Below are 16,745 nucleotides of genomic sequence, written 5' to 3'. Positions count from 1 at the left end.
GCTGTCCCGCAGCCTGATATTCTTGCGCGCAGGCAGCGCCGCGTTACTTGGGTGAATGGAGGGATGTCGGTCACGTGCGGCACGCTACCCCGCATCGGCTTCACCAAAATTTCAGCGCGCCTCACAAATTTGACGTTTACGCAAACGTCAATATTTTGTAAGAGTATGACAGTGGCCGGAATCTCAAGGTCCGGCGACGAATTGGAGGAATTCGAGAAATGCCAGTCTACAAGGCCCCCGTGAACGATACGCTCTTCGTCCTGAACGATGTGCTCGGGCTGGAGCGCTACAACAATCTTCCGGGTTATGCCGATGCGACGCCAGACATGATCGAGGCGATCGTCGGGGAGGCAGCCAAGTTGTCCGAGGAAGTGCTCTTCCCGCTCAATTACTCCGGTGACCAGGAAGGCTGCGTGCGCCATGACGACGGCACGGTGTCGACGCCGAAAGGCTTCAAGGCAGCCTATGACGCCTATCGCCAAGGCGGCTGGCTGGGTCTTGCCGTGCCGGAAGAATTCGGCGGGCAGGGGCTTCCCTATGTGCTGCACTGCGCCGTCGGCGAATATACCTCCGCCGCCAACATGTCGTTGATGATGTATCCGGGCCTGACGCAGGGCGCGATCGCAGCGATCCTCGTTCACGGCTCCGATGAACAGAAGCAGACTTATCTGCCGAAGATGGTTGAGGGCAGCTGGTCCGGCACCATGAACCTTACCGAGCCGCATTGCGGCACTGATCTCGGCCTCTTGCGCACCAAGGCGGTGCCCCAGGCCGATGGCAGCTACAAGATCTCCGGACAGAAGATCTTCATTTCCGCCGGCGAGCACGACATGACGGATAATATCATCCATCTCGTCCTTGCCCGCATCGAAGGTGCGCCTGAGGGAACCAAGGGTATCTCCCTGTTCATCGTACCGAAGTTCATGGTCAAGGAAGATGGCTCGCTCGGCGCGCGCAACCCGGTCTCGTGCGGCGCGATCGAACACAAGATGGGCATCCACGGCAACGCCACCTGCGTCATGAACTACGATGAGGCCACTGGCTTCCTGATCGGCGCCGAGAACAAGGGCCTCAACGCCATGTTCGTGATGATGAACGAGGCGCGCCTCGGCGTTGGCTTGCAGGGCCTCTCCATCGCCGAGATCGCCTATCAGAATGCCGCCAACTATGCCCGCGAGCGCATTCAGGGTCGGTCGCTCTCCGGCCCGAAGGCGCCGGACAAGAAGGCCGATCCGATCATCGTCCATCCTGATATCCGCCGTTCACTGATGACCATCCGCGCTTTCAACGAAGCCGGCCGTGCCTTCCTGCTCTGGACGGCGCTGAAATCCGATATCGCCCATCGCTCGCCGGACGATAAGGATCGTCAGGCAGCCGACGATATCCTGGGTCTCGCGACGCCGATCCTCAAGGGCGTGATGACCGACAAGGGCTTCGAGCACACCGTCATGGCGCAGCAGGTCTTCGGCGGCCATGGCTACATCGAAGAGCATGGCATGAGCCAGTATGTCCGCGATGCCCGCATCGCCATGATCTATGAAGGCGCCAACGGCATCCAGGCGCTCGATCTCGTCGGCCGCAAGCTGGCACTGAACGGTGGCCGCGCCGTCATGGCCCTCTTCAAGGAAATCGGCGATTTCTGCGAGGAAAACCGCAACGACGAGCAGATGGCTTTCTACACCAAGCAGCTGAAGAAGGGCTTGAACGATGTGCAGGCCGCGACCATGTGGTTCATGCAGAATGCCATGGCCAAGCCCGACAATGCCGGCGCCGGCTCGACCGACTACATGCACCTCTTCGGCCTCGTTGTCCTCGGCTATATGTGGGCGAAGATGGCGAAGGCGGCACAGACAGGGCTTGCGGGCGGCGACAGTGCGCGCGAGGATTATCTGAAGAACAAACTTGTCACGGCGCGGTTCTACATGGAGCGCATCATGCCGGAAACGGCATTGCGCAAGGCCCGCATCGAAACCGGCGCCGACACGATGATGGAACTGGCGGCGGAAGCCTTTTGATCAAGGCGGCGCTTGCCGCTGCAGGGAGATGACACATGACCGAGGTTTTCATTTACGACCACGTGCGCACGCCGCGCGGGCGCGGCAAGAAGGATGGGTCGCTGCACGAAGTGCCCTCCGTTCGCCTTGCCGCCAAGACGCTTGAGGCACTCCGCGACCGCAACGGTCTCGACACCGAAACGGTTGACGACATCATCATGGGCTGCGTCGATCCGGTCATGGAAGCCGGCGCTGTCATCCCGAGAGGTGCCGCCTTCGAGGCAGGCTATTCCACCAAGGCCCCCGGCATGCAGATTTCCCGTTTCTGCGCCTCCGGCCTCGATGCCGTGAATTTCGGCGCGGCGAAGATCGCGCAAGGTGCCGATGATATCGTCATCGCCGGCGGTGTCGAAAGCATGTCGCGCGTCGGCCTGGGCATGTCCGGCGGCGCATGGTTCATGGATCCCTCGGTCAACTTCCCGGCCTATTTCATGCCGCAGGGCGTATCGGCCGATCTCATTGCCACCAAATACGGCTTCTCGCGCGATGATGTCGACGCCTACGCCGTCGAGAGCCAGAGGCGCGCGGCCAATGCCTGGGAAAAGGGCTACTTCAAGAATTCGGTCATTCCGGTGAAGGACATCAACGGCCTGACCATTCTCGACCGCGACGAGCATATGCGTCCCGGCACCGATATGCAGGCGCTCGCCTCCCTCAACCCGTCCTTCCAGATGCCGGGCGAGATGGGCGGCTTCGAGGCTGTCGGCATTCAGGCGCATCCGGAAGTCGAGCGCATCAACTACGTCCATCACGCCGGCAATTCCTCCGGCATCGTCGATGGTGCCGCTGCCGTGCTGCTCGGCTCCAAGGCGGGCGGTGAGAGCATGGGCTTGAAGCCGCGCGGCCGCATCAGGGCCTTCGCCAATATCGGTTCCGACCCGGCGCTAATGCTGACCGGCCCGGTCGACGTCACCGAAAAGCTCTTGAAGCGCACCGGCATGACGCTTGCCGATATCGATCTTTTCGAGCTGAACGAAGCCTTCGCCGCAGTCGTGCTGCGTTACATGCAGGCATTCGAAATTCCGCATGACAAGATCAACGTCAATGGCGGCGCGATCGCCATGGGCCATCCGCTCGGCGCGACCGGCGCGATGATCCTCGGCACAGTGCTTGACGAACTGGAACGCCGCGATCTCAACACCGCGCTGGTCACGCTTTGCATCGGCGCCGGCATGGGTACCGCCACGATCGTCGAACGCGTCTGAGGGGGAGAAAAGCAATGGCCTATACGAATTTCACCGTCGAAACGGACGCAGACGGCATCGCGCTCGTCACCTGGGACATGCCCGGCAAGTCCATGAACGTCTTCACCGCCGAAATCCTCGAAGAGCTGAACGCCATCATCGACGCGACCGTCGCCGATGCCGCCGTCAAGGGCGTGGTCTTCACCTCGGGCAAATCCTCCTTCTCCGGTGGTGCCGATCTCTCGATGATCAAGTCGATGTTCTCCTTCTATCAGGATGAGAAGGCGAAGGATCCGGCCGCGGCCGCGCAGAAGCTGTTCAATCTCGTCGGACGCATGACCGGCCTCTTCCGCAAGCTCGAAACCTGCGGCAAGCCATGGGTATCGGCCATCAACGGCACCTGCATGGGCGGCGCTTTCGAGCTGTCGCTCGCCTGCCATGGTCGCGTCGCGTCAAGCGCCAAGAGCGTCAAGATCGCGCTGCCTGAGGTCAAGGTCGGCATCTTCCCCGGTGCCGGCGGCACGCAGCGTATCGCGCGCCTGACGGATGCGCAGTCGGCCCTCCAGATGATGACGACGGGCCAGTCGCTGACGGCAGCCCGCGCCAAGGCGATGAACCTCGTGCATCAGGTGGTCGAGCCGGATCAGCTGATCTCCGCCGCCAAGCAGATGATCAAGGACGGCCTGAAGCCCGTCGCCCCCTGGGATGAAAAGGGCTTCAAGGCACCAGGCGGCGGCATCTGGACGCCTGCCGCAGCCCAGCTCTGGCCGGCAGCACCCGCCATCCTGCGCCGCGAAACATCGGGTAATTATCCCGCTGCACTCGCCATCCTCAAATGCGTCTATGAAGGCCTGCAGGTTCCATTCGATACCGGCCTGAAGATCGAGCAGCGCTATTTCACCCATGTGCTGCAGACCACCGAAGCCTATTCGATGATCCGCTCGCTGTTCATCTCCATGCAGGAACTCGGCAAGGGCGCCCGCCGCCCTGCAGGCCAGCCGAAGACGGAGCTGAAGAAGATCGGCGTCGTCGGCGCCGGTTTCATGGGAGCCTCCATTGCTTACGTTACCGCAGCGGCCGGCATTCCCGTCACGCTCATCGACCGCGACATCGAAGCCGCGATCAAGGGCAAGGGTGTCGGCGAAGGGCTGGTCAAGGATTCGATCGGTAAGGGGAGACTGACGCAGGACGAGGGTGCTGCTCTGCTTTCCCGTATCACGCCGTCGGCCGATTATGCCGATCTGAAGGATGCCGATCTCGTCATCGAAGCCGTGTTCGAGGATCGCGAAGTCAAGAAGGCCGTCATCGAGGCTGTCGAGGCCGTGCTGCCGGCAGGCGCCGTCTTTGCCTCCAACACGTCGACTCTGCCGATCTCGGGCCTTGCGAAGAACTCCAAGCGCCCGGCCGATTTCATCGGCGTCCACTTCTTCTCGCCGGTCGAAAAGATGATGCTGACCGAAGTCATTCTCGGCAAGGAAACCGGCGATCATGCGCTCGCCGTCGCGCTCGACTATGTCGCCGCCATCAAGAAGACGCCGATCGTCGTCAACGACACGCGCGGCTTCTTCGTCAATCGCTGCGTCTTCCGCTATATCCATGAAGCCTATGACATGCTGATCGAGGGCGTGCCCGCTGCCATGATCGAGAACGCCGCCAAGATGGCCGGCATGCCGGTCGGACCGCTGGCGCTGAACGACGAAGTCGCCATCGATCTCTCCTACAAGATCCTGAAGGCGACCGTCGCCGATCTCGGCGAGAAGGCAGTCGACCCGCGTCACATGCAGCTCGTTACCGATCTGGTGGAGCGTGAGGGCCGCCTGGGCCGGAAGAATGCCAAGGGCTTCTACGACTATCCGCCGAAGCCGGCGAAGAAGTCGCTCTGGCCGGGCCTCAAGGATCTCTATCCGCAGAAGAAGGCCGATGATGTCGATGTCGCCGTGCTGAAGCAGCGCTTCCTCGCCACCATCGCGCTCGAGGCAGCTCGCACCATCGAGGAAGGCATCGTCACCGATCCGCGCGAGGCCGATGTCGGCTCCATCCTCGGCTTCGGTTTTGCGCCCTATACTGGTGGCGCGCTGTCCTACATCGACGGCATGGGCGTCAAGGCTTTCGTCGAGCTCTGCGAGAAGCTGGCAGCCGCCTACGGCCCGCATTTCCAGCCGACCGCGCTGCTGAAGGATATGGCGGCGAAGGGCGAGACCTTCTACGGGCGTTTCGATCCCTACCGCGTCGCGAAGGCAGCTTGAGCCAGCAGCCATCTGGTCAGCGTAAATGGTGGGCCGCTCCTGTCGGGAGCGGCCCTTTTTCATTCGTCCTCGAGAGGTTCGCCAAGCGGGAAGTGTTATGTAAGTGTATTATTACGCAACACTCAAGAGCTTTTCCCGACTGGATCGCAAGGCAACGACGCCCCAGCCGATGAGCAGAAGGATTGCCGCCGCATAGATGTCGGCGGCCTCGGTAAAGCCGAGTGCTTTCGACAAAAAGCCGGCGAGGATGGCGGGTACGCTGAAGGCGAGGTAGCTCTGGATGTAGAAGGCCGAGAGCAGCCCGGCGCGCTCGTCCGGCTTTGCCAGCGGCATGATACTTCTAACGGTGCCGAGGAAAGCCGCCCCGAAGCCCGAGCCGGCAATCAGAGTTCCCAAGGCGAGGATCGGCACTTCAGCCGCATGCATGCCGGCGATAATGGTCAGTATGCCGAGAGCCATGGTCGGTATGCCGAACTTCATGATCGTGGCGGCGGATCTCTTACGCAGCAGGAAGACGGCGGCAGCACCGCTGATTGTCAAGGCCGCGACCACGGAGCCGCCCACCAGCGGCGCCGTGCTGCCGGTCGTCGCGCTGACGAGCGAAGGCACCAGCGACAGATAGAAGCCGGCAAGCGCCCAGACGGCGATATTGATCGGCGTCAGCGCCAGCAGCGTCCGGCGCGCCTGCGGGGGAACGGCGATTTCCGGCTTCAGCGATGCGAGTACGCCGGCCCGCCGGTTCGTTGTCTCCGGCACCAGCCATAGCAGCGCGGCTTGCAGCGCCAGCAGGGCAAGCGTGACGATATAGACGAGCACGGTTGGGGCTGGCGCGAACTGCATCAGCAGGCTTGTGCCGAGCGCGCCGATCGCCATGCCGGCAAGCGGGGCAAGGCTGTTGGTGATCGATCCCCTGATCGGATCGAGATCGACAAGGGCGGCACCGATGGAACTGACTGCGGTGCCCGTGGCAAAGCCCTGCACGATGCGGGCGGCAATCAGCCAATCCGGACTCCTGGCCATTAAAAATAGCGCTATCGCCACCATATTGAGGAGGATCGAAGCGAAGATCACCGGACGGCGGCCGAGATGGTCGGAAATCGAGCCGACGATGAGCAGCGCGGCGAGGAGGGAGAAGGCGTAGACGGCGAAGATCACCGTGAGCAGCACCGGCGAGAAGGCGAAGGCCTGCTGGTAAAGGCGGTAGAGAGGCGTCGGTGCGGATGAGGCGGCCAAAAACAAGGCGCTGGTTGCGGCATAATAGGCCGGCGCCAGGCGTCTTGCTGGTGAAATCGGCGTGCTGGCGGTGGAATCGAGCGAAGTCATCGACTATATCCTGCCTAAAGCTAAAAGATTGCGTTAGGTGGATATAGGTCGCCTGATGTATAAAAGCAAATAATTTGCGTTAGTGAATGCCCCTTGGTCATTCACGATCGGCAAAAGGGAAAGATTGGCAAGGGCCTATGGGCTACAGAGAAAATCCCCGTCCCGGCGGACGCAGCGCCAGAGTGCAGGCTGCCGTGCATCAATCCGTCCGCGACATGCTGGCAACGATGGATCGCGCCGATGTGACAATCCCCCTGATTGCGCAGCGTGCCAATGTCACGCCGTCGACGATCTACCGTCGCTGGGGCGATCTTCAACAGCTTCTGGCGGATGTGGCGGCGTCGCATCTGCAGCCGGAGGGTGAGCCGGCCAGCATCGGCAGCGCCCGTGAAGATTTGGAGGCCTGGGTCGAACAATATGCCGATGAGATGGCCTCCGGTGTCGGCCGGCAAATGCTGCGCGACGTTCTTGCGGCAGCCGACAGCGCAAATGCGGAAAAATGCGGTACCTACACGCGGTATCAACTTGCCGTTTTCATTGCCCGGGCTGAGAAGTGCGGCGAGCCCTTTCCCACCTTGACGGACCTGATGGATCACGTCATCTCGCCGATCATCTACCGCATCCTCTTCGATCAGGCGCCCGGCTCCGACTACGTTCGCAGGCTCGTTGCGAAGGTAATGCCGGAGAGCGCAGCCGGGGCTTGATGCGCAATCGGCAATGCCGAGCGACTCATTCGATCTCCGCTAAGCATATTCAGTGGCTCCGGCTTGGTTGCTCGCAACTGACGAACAAGTAGTCGAACATATGCACGATAAAGTTGCCAAAGCTGCGAAATTATCATGGGATATGCATGCCTGGACGAGGCTCGCGGTCAATTTGCTGTTGAAAAATAAGGAAAAAGATGGTGCTAATTATCATCAGTGAATTCAACGGCAACGCGAAGGGGATTGCTCAATGCTTAATGAATTCAAGGCATTTATCGCCCGTGGCAATGTCATGGATCTCGCAGTCGGCGTGATCATTGGCGGCGCTTTCGGCGGCATCGTGAAATCGTTGGTTGACGATATCATCATGCCGATCGTCGGTGCGATTTTTGGCGGCTTCGATTTTTCGAACTACTTCGTCGGCCTCGCTTCGGGGGTCAATGCACCGACGCTCGCTGCCGCCCGCGCCCAGGGTGCGGTTCTCGCTTACGGTAGCTTCATCACCGTCCTCATCAACTTCCTGATCCTCGCCTGGATCATCTTCCTCATGGTCAAGGGCGTGAACGCTCTGCAGGCCCAGGTCGCTCGCAAGGAAGAGAAAGTTGCTGAGGCAGCGCCGCCGCCGGCCGACGTTCAGCTGTTGACGGAAATCCGCGATCTTCTCGCCAAGCGCTGACACGTTTCACTTAATTTCTTTGCAAGCCTCGGTCCGAAAGGACCGAGGCTTTATTCATCACTAAAATCGATCGATCGCTAAGGCAAAGTCATGGGATTTGTCCGCTGCTCTGCTTTATGAAGGCAGAAACCGGAGACTTTGCATGTCGATACTGAACAGCCTCAGCCCACGCGCGCTCGCAGCACCCGAAAGCGGGATCGTCGAAGTGGTCAATTATGCCCGCGGCCGCGAGGGTCTGCTGCCGCTCTGGGTCGGCGAGGGCGATCTGCCGACGCCGGATTTCATCAATCGCGCGGCTATGGCCTCGCTCAATGCCGGCGAAACCTTTTACACTTGGCAGCGCGGCATTCCGGAGCTGCGCCAGGCGCTTGCCGATTACTATGGCCGGCATTTCGGTACCTCCCTGCCGATGGAGAATTTCTACGTCGTCGGCTCTGGTATGCAGGCGATCCAGCTTTCCGTGCAGGCGATCACCTCTCCCGGCGACGAGATGGTCTATCTCTCTCCGGCCTGGCCGAATATCGCCGCGGCATTGGAGATTGCGGGCGCCCGTTCCGTCGCTGTGCCGCTACAGTTCGAGCACGGCAAATGGTCGCTCGATCTCGGGCGGCTGGAGGCAGCGATCACGCCGAAAACCAAGGGTCTCTTCATCAATACCCCATCCAACCCGACCGGCTGGACGGCGACCCATCAGGATCTCCGCGATATTCTGGCATTGGCGCGCAAGCACGATCTCTGGATCATGGCCGACGAAATCTATGCGCTGTACTATTACGCTGGTGGCCGCGCGCCGAGTTTCCTGGATGTGAAGGAAGCGGACGACAAGATCCTCTTCGTCAATTCCTTCTCGAAGAACTGGTCGATGACCGGTTGGCGCGTTGGCTGGATCGTTGCGCCAGCCGAGCTCGGACAGGTGATCGAAAACCTCGTGCAGTATTCGACCTCCGGCGTCGCGCAATTCATGCAGAAGGGCGCGGTTGCCGCGCTGAACGAGGGTGATGATTTCGTCCGCTCCAACATCGCCAAGGCCACTCGCTCGCGCGATATCCTCTGCGACGCGTTGATTGCCACCAATCGCGTGCAGACGCTGAAGCCGGATGGCGCGCTCTATTCCTTCCTCAGGATCGACGGCGTCACCGATAGCCGCAAGGCGGCCATCGACATCGTCGACAAGACCGGCGTCGGTCTGGCGCCCGGGACGGCCTTTGGAAAGGGCGGCGAGCTGTTCATGCGCGCCTGCTTTCTGCGCGATCCCGTGCAGGTTGCGGATGCTGCGGAAAGGCTGAGTCGGTATATTTTGGGGCTGTAGGAGCTAGCCGTTCTGTTGCGCTAGCAACTTCCTTTTAGTCGGTCCGCATACCCCCCTCTGTCCCTTTCGGGACATCTCCCCAACAAGGGGGGAGATCGTTTGGAGTTTGCAGCCGCCCCTAACAATGCGATGCGCTTCAGTTTCTCCAGATACAAAATTGACTTGAGGTGGGTTGGTGCCGCAAGTTTCCAATCTCCCCCTTGTGGGGGAGATGTCACGAAGTGACAGAGGGGGTGAACACTCTCCGCATCACGCGATTCAGCGATTCCATAAAATGCAATCGATCCGCGAAAGACCACTCTAACCATTCCCGCAATCTTTCCCGCCCCACCTCCCGCCTTTAATCAATTTCGCAGGGGAAGCGGCCTCATATGGTACCGACAAGACTTGGCGGGGACGCGACGAATGACGGTGTTGGTAACGGGCGGAGCCGGATATATCGGCAGCCACATGGTCTGGAGATTGCTTGATGCGGGCGAGGACGTTGTCGTCCTCGATTGCCTCTCCACAGGCTTTCGCTGGGCGGTGCCGCCGGCTGCCCGTTTCTATCTCGGCGATGTCGCCGACGAAGCGCTGCTGTATCAGATTTTCGCCGAAAACGACATAGAGGCCATCATCCATTTCGCCGGTTCGGCGGTCGTGCCGATGTCGATCGAGGATCCTCTCGCCTACTATGAGAACAATACCGGCAAGACCCGCACCTTGATGAGCGCGGCAGTCAGGGCCGGCATCCGCCATTTCGTTTTCTCGTCCACGGCTGCGGTTTATGGTCAGCAGCCCGCGGATCGGCCGGTCAGCGAAAATGCGCCGCTGCGGCCCGAATCCCCCTATGGCCAATCCAAGCTGATGTCCGAGCTGATGCTGCGCGATGCTGCCGCGGCCTATGACTTCCGCTATGTGGCGCTGCGTTATTTCAATGTCGCTGGCGCTGATCCAGAGGGGAGGGCTGGTCAGTCGACCGATGGCGCCACCCATCTCATCAAGGTCGCCTGCGAGGCAGCCCTTGGCCGCCGCCGCCAGGTGGATATCTACGGCACCGACTATGCCACGCATGACGGCACCGGCGTCCGCGACTATATCCATGTCAGCGATCTCGTTGAGGCGCATCTCATGGCGTTGCGACATCTGCGCGACGGCGGGCGGTCATTGGTCGCCAACTGCGGTTATGGCCACGGCTATTCCGTGCTTGATGTGCTCAACATGGTCATGCGCGTCCATGGCCGCGCCTTCCGCATCCATATCGCGCCGCGCCGGCCCGGCGATATGGCGAGCATCGTTGCAGATGCGACGCTCGCCCGGCGCGAATTGGGCTGGGCGCCGAGATACGACAGCCTGGAAGCGATCGTGCGCTCCTCGCTGGATTGGGAGCTTCGCCTTGCCGAGCGTGTGGGCTTCGATGCTGCCGGAGCCGGCAGGATCTACGCCGCCCCGAGCATGTCGTAGCCGGGAGCGACTTCAGCCGTCGCTACTTCTCCAAGGTCCCAGAAAAGCCGGCGCGTTCTTGCGCACAGCCTCCGTCAGAAAATCGATGACGGTGCGCACGCGCGGCGATTGGCGCAGGTCGCGGTGGCAGGTGATCCAGTAGTGGCGCTTGAGATCCACCGCATGCGGCAGGACTACCTGCAGGTCCGGATGCTTGCCGGCGATGAAGAACGGCAGCACACAGAGCCCCTGGCCGTTCTTCGTCGCCGTCAGCTGCGCAAAGATGCTTGAGCTCTGGAACTGCGGTCTGATGCGCGGGTGGACGTCGTCGAGATAGTCCAGGCCCGGCGCGAAGATCATATCCTCGATATAACCGATGAAGGCGAAGTCAGGCAGGTCATCGCGGCTTTCGATTGGCGGATGGCGGGCAAGGTAATCGCGCGATCCGTAGACCTGTAAGTGGTAGTCCGTCAGTTTCTCGGTGAAATAGGGGCCAGCTTTCGGCGGGTCGAGCACCACGACGATATCGGCCTCCTTGCGCGAGAGCGACATGATCTGCTGAATGGTGATCAGCTCGAGCGAGATATTCGGATGCCTGGCGGCGAACTCCGGCAGGACGCCGGTGAAGAAGAAATTGGAAAACCCCTCTGGCGCGCTGATGCGCACAACACCCCGTTGTGCCGCCGATCCAGCAGAAAGATCGGCGCGAAGACGCTCCGTTTCCTGCTCCATGTGCTCGGCGGTATCGACGAAGCGCTGTCCCATGCTGGTCAGCATGTAGCCGCGTGGATTGCGCTCGAAGAGCTTGACTTTCAAGGCGAATTCCAGCCGGTCGATACGGCGTGAGACCGTGGCGTGGCTGCTGCGCAATTGTCGCGCCGCAGTCGAAAGCTGCCCGGTTCGCGCAACGGCGAGGAAAAACTGCAGATCGTCCCAGGTAAAGTGCGGTGTGCGCTTCATGCATCCTCCTCTGTTCAAAAATGAACAGACCTTGTTTGGAATTAGTTGCAATCGCGACTTGCGTCAACGCGCGAATTCCGTGATCTTGCCTCTCGGGAAAAGTCGTTTTGAGGAAAGCGGCTGGCCAATTTTGAACAGATTCATTTTTGCCAAATCTCTGGGAGGAGAGGATATGCGAAAGAGTCTTATTGCGTCCCTGGCATTTCTGCTTGCAACCAGCACCGCGGCCTTCGCCGCCGGCGCGTCCGATGGTGTCGTCAAGATCGGCATCCTTAACGACCAGTCCGGCGTCTATGCTGACTTCGGCGGCAAATCGTCGGTCGAGGCCGCCAAGATGGCTGCCGAGGATTTCGGTGGCAAGGTTCTCGGCGTGCCGATCGAGATCATCGATGCGGATCACCAGAACAAGCCCGATATCGCCTCCAACATCGCCCGCCAATGGTATGACCAGGACAAGGTCGACGCCATCATGGAGTTGACGACCTCTTCGGTCGCGCTCGCTGTGCAGGCGGTCGCCAAGGAAAAGAAGAAGATCGACATCGTCACAGGCGCTGCCACGACCGATCTCACCGGCAAGCAATGCTCGCCCTACGGCTTCCACTGGGCCTATGACACCCATGCTCTGGCCGTCGGCACCGGCGGCGCGCTGGTCAAGCAGGGTGGCGACACCTGGTTCTTCCTGACTGCGGACTATGCCTTCGGCTACTCCCTCGAGCAGCAGACCAGCGATTTCGTCAAGGCCAGCGGCGGCAAGATCCTGGGTTCCGTCCGCCACCCGCTGTCGACCAATGATTTCTCGTCCTTCCTGCTGCAGGCGCAGTCGTCCGGCGCCAAGGTGATCGGCCTTGCCAATGCCGGCCTCGATACGTCCAACGCCATCAAGCAGGCTTCCGAATTCGGCATCACCCAGGGCGGTCAGCATCTGGCGGCGCTGCTCTTCACGCTGGCCGAAGTTCACGGTCTCGGCCTGCAGGCGGCGCAAGGTCTGACGCTGACGGAAGGCTATTACTGGAACCTCGACGACAAGAGCCGCGAGTTCGGCAAGCGCTTCTTTGCCCGCACCGGCAAGATGCCGAACATGATCCATGCCGGCACCTATTCAGCAGTGCTGCAGTACCTGAAGGCTGTGCAGAAGGCCGGCACGGACGATACCGAGGCCGTCGCCAAGCAACTGCACGAAATGCCCGTCGACGACTTCTTCGGTCGTGGCGGCACGGTCGGCGCCAACGGCCGCATGATCCACGACATGTATCTGCTTCAGGTCAAGAAGCCGGAAGAGAGCAAGGAGCCGTGGGATTACTTCAACGTGCTGGCGACGATCCCGGGCAAGGAAGCCTATATCGATCCCGCCAAGAGCGGCTGCGACCTCGTCAAGCAATAGGGCTTGGACCAGCCTATGGCGATGTCAGCGACACATCTGCATGAAGAGCCCCGGGTGGTCTTGTCCGCCCGGGGACTGCGACGCGATTTCGGCGGCTTCACCGCCGTCAAGAATGTCGATCTCGACGTGCAGCACGCTCGCGTCCACGCGTTGATCGGGCCGAACGGCGCTGGTAAGACGACGGTGTTCAACCTGCTCACCAAGTTCCTGCAGCCGACGCATGGCACGATTACGCTGCTCCGCACCGATATTACCAGGACACGACCCGACAAGGTCGCGCGCATGGGTCTCGTGCGCTCCTTCCAGATTTCCGCTGTCTTTCCGCATCTGACGGTGCTGGATAATGTCCGCGTCGCCTTGCAGCGGCCAAACAATCTCGCCCACCAGTTCTGGCGGCCGCTTTCGGCACTCGACAGCCTCAATGCGCGTGCCGAACAGCTCATTGCCTCCGTCGGCCTCTCGAAGGAGCGCAATGCTATAGCAGCCGATCTTTCCTATGGCCGCAAGCGCGTGCTGGAGATCGCAACGACGCTTGCACTCGACCCGAAGGTGCTGCTGCTCGACGAGCCCATGGCCGGCATGGGGCTGGAGGACGTGAACACCGTCTCCGCCATCATCCGCGATGTCGCTCGCGACAGGGCTGTGCTCATGGTGGAGCACAATCTCTCCGTCGTTGCCGATATCTGCCATCATGTCACAGTGCTGCAGCGCGGTGAGATCCTGGCTCAGGGCGACTATGCGACCGTCAGCCGCGACCCCCGCGTTCGCGAGGCCTATATGGGCACGGAGGAGGCTTGACGATGGCGCCGCTTCTGGAAGTTCAGGGTCTCAATGCCTGGTATGGCGAAAGCCACATCCTGCACGGCGTCGATATGCGCGTGGGCGAGGGGGAAACCATCACCATCCTCGGCCGCAACGGCGTCGGCAAGACGACGACGCTGCGCACCATCGTCGGCATCGTCCGCGCCCGCAAGGGCAGGATCGCCTTCGCCGGCAAGGACATGATGCAGGTGCCGCTGCACAAGACGGCGCATCAGGGCATCGGCTTCGTGCCGGAAGAGCGCGGCATCTTCTCCACGCTCAGCGTCTACGAAAATCTGATGCTGCCGCCTGTTGTCGCCCCCGGCGGCATGACGCTCGACGAGATCTTCGAGTTGTTTCCCAATCTGCACGAGCGGCGCAACAGCGTCGGCACAAGGCTTTCGGGCGGCGAACAGCAGATGCTTGCCATGGCCCGCATCCTGCGTACCGGCGTCCGTATGCTGCTGCTCGACGAGCCGACGGAGGGCCTTGCTCCCGTCATCGTCCAGCGGATCGGCGAAGTCCTGCAGAAGCTGAAAGGGCGCGGCATGACCATCTTGCTGGTCGAACAGAATTTCCGCTTTGCGAGCCGCATCGCCGATCGCTTCTATCTTATGGATCATGGCCAGATGGTCTCGGAATTTCCGGTCGGCGAACTCACAGAGCGTATGGATATGCTGCACAAGGTTCTGGGGGTCTGAGCCATGATGACGATATTCGGCATCCCCGCCCAGGCGCTTCTCGGTCAATTGCTGATCGGTCTGATCAACGGCTCCTTCTATGCGCTCTTGAGCCTTGGCCTGGCGATCATCTTCGGCATGCTCAGGGTCATCAATTTCGCCCATGGCGCACTCTATATGCTCGGGGCTTTCACCGCCTATCTGCTGCTTGCCTATGCCGGCATCGGCTATTGGCCGGCCCTGGTTCTTGCGCCGCTGATCGTCGGCCTGTTCGGGGCGCTGGTCGAGCGGCTCTGCCTGCGCCGGCTCTACAAGATCGATCCGCTTTATGGACTGCTCTTCACCTTCGGCATGGCGCTGACCATCGAAGGGACCTTCCGCTATCTCTATGGTTCTTCCGGCCAGCCCTATGCCGTTCCGACGGAATTGGCGGGCGCGAAAAATATCGGCTTCATGTTCCTGCCGGTCTATCGCGGCTGGGTGGTCATCGCGTCGCTGGTCGTCTGCATCGGCACCTGGCTGCTGATCGAGAAGACCAAGCTCGGCGCCTACCTGCGTGCAGCGACGGAGAATTCCGTGCTCGTGCAGGTTTTCGGCGTCAACGTGCCGGTGTTGTTGACGCTGACTTACGGCTTCGGCGTGGCGCTTGCCGCCTTTGCCGGCGTGCTCGCCGCGCCGATCTACCAGGTCTCGCCGCTGATGGGCTCGAACATGATCATCATCGTCTTTGCGGTCGTGGTCGTCGGCGGCATGGGTTCGATCATGGGGGCGATCGTGACAGGCTATCTGCTCGGGATTGCCGAGGGCCTCACCAAGGTCTTTTATCCGGAGGCCTCCAATATCGTCATCTTCGTCATCATGGCGATCGTGTTGCTCCTCAGGCCCGCGGGCCTCTTCGGTCGGGAGGCGTGATATGGCTGGATTAATCACCTTGAGTTCCAAGGAGCGTCCGAAGTTTTCCGTGCAGAAGCTGCTTCTGGTGGTCGGTCTCGTCGGCCTGATCTGGGCGCCTTTCTTCATCTACCCGATCTTCGTCATGAAGGTGCTCTGCTTCGCGCTCTTCGCCTGCGCCTTCAATCTGTTGCTCGGCTATGCCGGCCTGCTCTCTTTCGGCCACGCCACCTTCTTCGGGGGCGCCGCCTATTTCACGGCGCACGCGGTGAAGGAATGGGGCTTGCCGCCCGAGATCGGCATCCTGATCGGCGTCGCGGGAGCCTCGTTGCTTGGCCTCGTCATGGGCTTCGTCGCCATTCGCCGGCAGGGCATCTATTTCGCCATGATTACGCTGGCGCTCTCTTACATGTTCTATTTCTTCTGCCTGCAGGCGGCTTTCACCCATGGCGAAGATGGCATCCAGTCGGTGCCGCGCGGCTACCTCTTCGGCGTCCTCGATCTTAACAACTCCTTCAACATGTATTATTTCGTCCTCGCCGTGTTCTTGATCGGTGTGCTGGTCATCTGGCGTTTCATCAATTCGCCCTTCGGCATGATCCTGAAGTCGATCCGCGAGAACGAGCAGCGGGCGATCTCGCTCGGCTATTCCGTGGCCCGCTACAAGCTCGGCGCCTTCGTTATGTCGGCGGCGCTCGCGGGGCTCGCGGGCGCGGTCAAGGCACTGGTCTTCCAGTTTGCGACGCTGACGGACGTCGCCTGGCAGATGTCCGGCGAAGTCATTCTCATGACCCTGCTTGGCGGTATCGGCACGCTGATCGGGCCGATCTTCGGCGCGGGCTTCGTGGCGACGCTGGAAAACTATCTCGCAACTTCCGAATTCCCGGTCACCATCATCACCGGCATCGTCTTCATGGTCTGCGTCCTGCTCTTCCGCCGTGGCATCGTCGGCGAATTCTATGCCTCGCGGCTGGGACGGAAGCTGGGGTTCGAATATCGGCGGTGACCCGCTTGATTTTCCTTCTCCCCGTAAGCGGGGAGAAGGTGCCCGAGGGGCGGATGAGGGGCCTGCACGGATTCCAGCGAATACCGAATTTGCCGAGCCTTCCCGCCC

The 16,745-nt window shown here is 61.0% G+C and carries 14 protein-coding genes; 12 read left to right on the top strand and 2 right to left on the bottom strand.

Translation table 11 applies throughout. The features are described from left to right. Nucleotides 1-218: 218 nt before the first annotated feature. The 3 genes from GA0061100_RS23725 to GA0061100_RS23715 are packed head-to-tail and all read left to right on the top strand — an operon-like array spanning nucleotide 219 to nucleotide 5,484. A complete protein-coding gene (locus GA0061100_RS23725) occupies nucleotides 219-2,015 on the top strand; it encodes an acyl-CoA dehydrogenase C-terminal domain-containing protein (protein ID WP_075855264.1) in 1,797 nt (598 codons plus the stop codon). Nucleotides 2,016-2,050: 35 nt separating this feature from the next. Then, a complete protein-coding gene (locus GA0061100_RS23720; RefSeq protein ID WP_075855262.1) occupies nucleotides 2,051-3,259 on the top strand; it encodes an acetyl-CoA C-acetyltransferase in 1,209 nt (402 codons plus the stop codon). A 14-nt stretch (nucleotides 3,260-3,273) separates the two neighbouring features. Further along, nucleotides 3,274-5,484 carry a 3-hydroxyacyl-CoA dehydrogenase NAD-binding domain-containing protein gene (locus GA0061100_RS23715; RefSeq protein WP_075855260.1) on the top strand — a complete coding sequence of 737 codons (2,211 nt, stop codon included), beginning with the start codon at nucleotides 3,274-3,276 and terminating at the stop codon, nucleotides 5,482-5,484. A gap of 111 nt (nucleotides 5,485-5,595) precedes the next feature. Here GA0061100_RS23715 and GA0061100_RS23710 read toward each other — a convergent pair whose 3' ends face one another. Beyond that, entirely contained in the window at nucleotides 5,596-6,807 is a 1,212-nt protein-coding gene (locus GA0061100_RS23710; protein ID WP_075855258.1) for an MFS transporter, read from the bottom strand. A gap of 137 nt (nucleotides 6,808-6,944) precedes the next feature. Between GA0061100_RS23710 and GA0061100_RS23705 the strand changes: the two genes are divergently transcribed. The 4 genes from GA0061100_RS23705 to galE all read left to right on the top strand — a co-directional run bounded on the left by GA0061100_RS23705 (nucleotide 6,945) and on the right by galE (nucleotide 10,939). Next, on the top strand, nucleotides 6,945-7,511 hold the full coding sequence (locus GA0061100_RS23705; RefSeq protein ID WP_075855256.1) for a TetR-like C-terminal domain-containing protein: 567 nt from the start codon (nucleotides 6,945-6,947) through the stop codon (nucleotides 7,509-7,511). A 250-nt stretch (nucleotides 7,512-7,761) separates the two neighbouring features. Then, the gene (gene mscL, locus GA0061100_RS23700; RefSeq protein ID WP_075855254.1) at nucleotides 7,762-8,187 is read left to right on the top strand and encodes a large conductance mechanosensitive channel protein MscL; all 426 of its coding nucleotides are present in this window, start codon (nucleotides 7,762-7,764) and stop codon (nucleotides 8,185-8,187) included. 142 nt (nucleotides 8,188-8,329) lie between these two features. Further along, on the top strand, nucleotides 8,330-9,496 hold the full coding sequence (locus GA0061100_RS23695) for a pyridoxal phosphate-dependent aminotransferase (protein ID WP_075855252.1): 1,167 nt from the start codon (nucleotides 8,330-8,332) through the stop codon (nucleotides 9,494-9,496). 405 nt (nucleotides 9,497-9,901) lie between these two features. Continuing rightward, complete coding sequence (galE, locus tag GA0061100_RS23690) at nucleotides 9,902-10,939, top strand: UDP-glucose 4-epimerase GalE (RefSeq protein WP_075855250.1); 1,038 nt, start codon at nucleotides 9,902-9,904, stop codon at nucleotides 10,937-10,939. 12 nt (nucleotides 10,940-10,951) lie between these two features. Here galE and GA0061100_RS23685 read toward each other — a convergent pair whose 3' ends face one another. Then, a complete protein-coding gene (locus GA0061100_RS23685; protein ID WP_075855248.1) occupies nucleotides 10,952-11,878 on the bottom strand; it encodes a LysR family transcriptional regulator in 927 nt (308 codons plus the stop codon). A gap of 172 nt (nucleotides 11,879-12,050) precedes the next feature. On the opposite strand from GA0061100_RS23685, the gene GA0061100_RS23680 reads away from it, so the two are divergent. Genes GA0061100_RS23680 through GA0061100_RS23660 form a run of 5 tightly spaced genes read left to right on the top strand, consistent with a single transcriptional unit; the run spans nucleotide 12,051 to nucleotide 16,637 of the window. Further along, nucleotides 12,051-13,259 carry an ABC transporter substrate-binding protein gene (locus GA0061100_RS23680; protein WP_075855246.1) on the top strand — a complete coding sequence of 403 codons (1,209 nt, stop codon included), beginning with the start codon at nucleotides 12,051-12,053 and terminating at the stop codon, nucleotides 13,257-13,259. 15 nt (nucleotides 13,260-13,274) lie between these two features. After that, the gene (locus GA0061100_RS23675; protein WP_075855244.1) at nucleotides 13,275-14,057 is read left to right on the top strand and encodes an ABC transporter ATP-binding protein; all 783 of its coding nucleotides are present in this window, start codon (nucleotides 13,275-13,277) and stop codon (nucleotides 14,055-14,057) included. Nucleotides 14,058-14,059: 2 nt separating this feature from the next. After that, a complete protein-coding gene (locus GA0061100_RS23670; RefSeq protein WP_075855243.1) occupies nucleotides 14,060-14,761 on the top strand; it encodes an ABC transporter ATP-binding protein in 702 nt (233 codons plus the stop codon). A 3-nt stretch (nucleotides 14,762-14,764) separates the two neighbouring features. Then, on the top strand, nucleotides 14,765-15,652 hold the full coding sequence (locus GA0061100_RS23665; protein WP_075855242.1) for a branched-chain amino acid ABC transporter permease: 888 nt from the start codon (nucleotides 14,765-14,767) through the stop codon (nucleotides 15,650-15,652). Nucleotide 15,653: 1 nt separating this feature from the next. After that, a complete protein-coding gene (locus tag GA0061100_RS23660; RefSeq protein WP_075855240.1) occupies nucleotides 15,654-16,637 on the top strand; it encodes a branched-chain amino acid ABC transporter permease in 984 nt (327 codons plus the stop codon). Nucleotides 16,638-16,745: the final 108 nt, after the last annotated feature.

This window comes from Martinezella hainanensis (assembly GCF_900094555.1).
Taxonomy (GTDB): Bacteria; Pseudomonadota; Alphaproteobacteria; order Rhizobiales; family Rhizobiaceae; genus Rhizobium; species Rhizobium hainanense.
The sequence above is the reverse complement of the archived record's forward strand: the minus strand, read 5'-3'. Positions and strand labels throughout refer to the sequence as shown.

Bases quoted from the DNA above. Each gene is read 5' to 3' on its own strand.
- GA0061100_RS23715 (WP_075855260.1), top strand. From the start codon at position 3,274: ATGGCCTATACGAATTTCACCGTCGAAACGGACGCAGACGGCATCGCG.
- mscL (WP_075855254.1), top strand. From the start codon at position 7,762: ATGCTTAATGAATTCAAGGCATTTATCGCCCGTGGCAATGTCATGGAT.
- GA0061100_RS23705 (WP_075855256.1), top strand. From the start codon at position 6,945: ATGGGCTACAGAGAAAATCCCCGTCCCGGCGGACGCAGCGCCAGAGTG.
- GA0061100_RS23670 (WP_075855243.1), top strand. From the start codon at position 14,060: ATGGCGCCGCTTCTGGAAGTTCAGGGTCTCAATGCCTGGTATGGCGAA.
- GA0061100_RS23725 (WP_075855264.1), top strand. From the start codon at position 219: ATGCCAGTCTACAAGGCCCCCGTGAACGATACGCTCTTCGTCCTGAAC.
- GA0061100_RS23685 (WP_075855248.1), bottom strand. From the start codon at position 11,878: ATGAAGCGCACACCGCACTTTACCTGGGACGATCTGCAGTTTTTCCTC.
- GA0061100_RS23710 (WP_075855258.1), bottom strand. From the start codon at position 6,807: ATGACTTCGCTCGATTCCACCGCCAGCACGCCGATTTCACCAGCAAGA.
- GA0061100_RS23720 (WP_075855262.1), top strand. From the start codon at position 2,051: ATGACCGAGGTTTTCATTTACGACCACGTGCGCACGCCGCGCGGGCGC.
- GA0061100_RS23695 (WP_075855252.1), top strand. From the start codon at position 8,330: ATGTCGATACTGAACAGCCTCAGCCCACGCGCGCTCGCAGCACCCGAA.
- GA0061100_RS23675 (WP_075855244.1), top strand. From the start codon at position 13,275: ATGGCGATGTCAGCGACACATCTGCATGAAGAGCCCCGGGTGGTCTTG.
- GA0061100_RS23660 (WP_075855240.1), top strand. From the start codon at position 15,654: ATGGCTGGATTAATCACCTTGAGTTCCAAGGAGCGTCCGAAGTTTTCC.
- GA0061100_RS23680 (WP_075855246.1), top strand. From the start codon at position 12,051: ATGCGAAAGAGTCTTATTGCGTCCCTGGCATTTCTGCTTGCAACCAGC.
- galE (WP_075855250.1), top strand. From the start codon at position 9,902: ATGACGGTGTTGGTAACGGGCGGAGCCGGATATATCGGCAGCCACATG.
- GA0061100_RS23665 (WP_075855242.1), top strand. From the start codon at position 14,765: ATGATGACGATATTCGGCATCCCCGCCCAGGCGCTTCTCGGTCAATTG.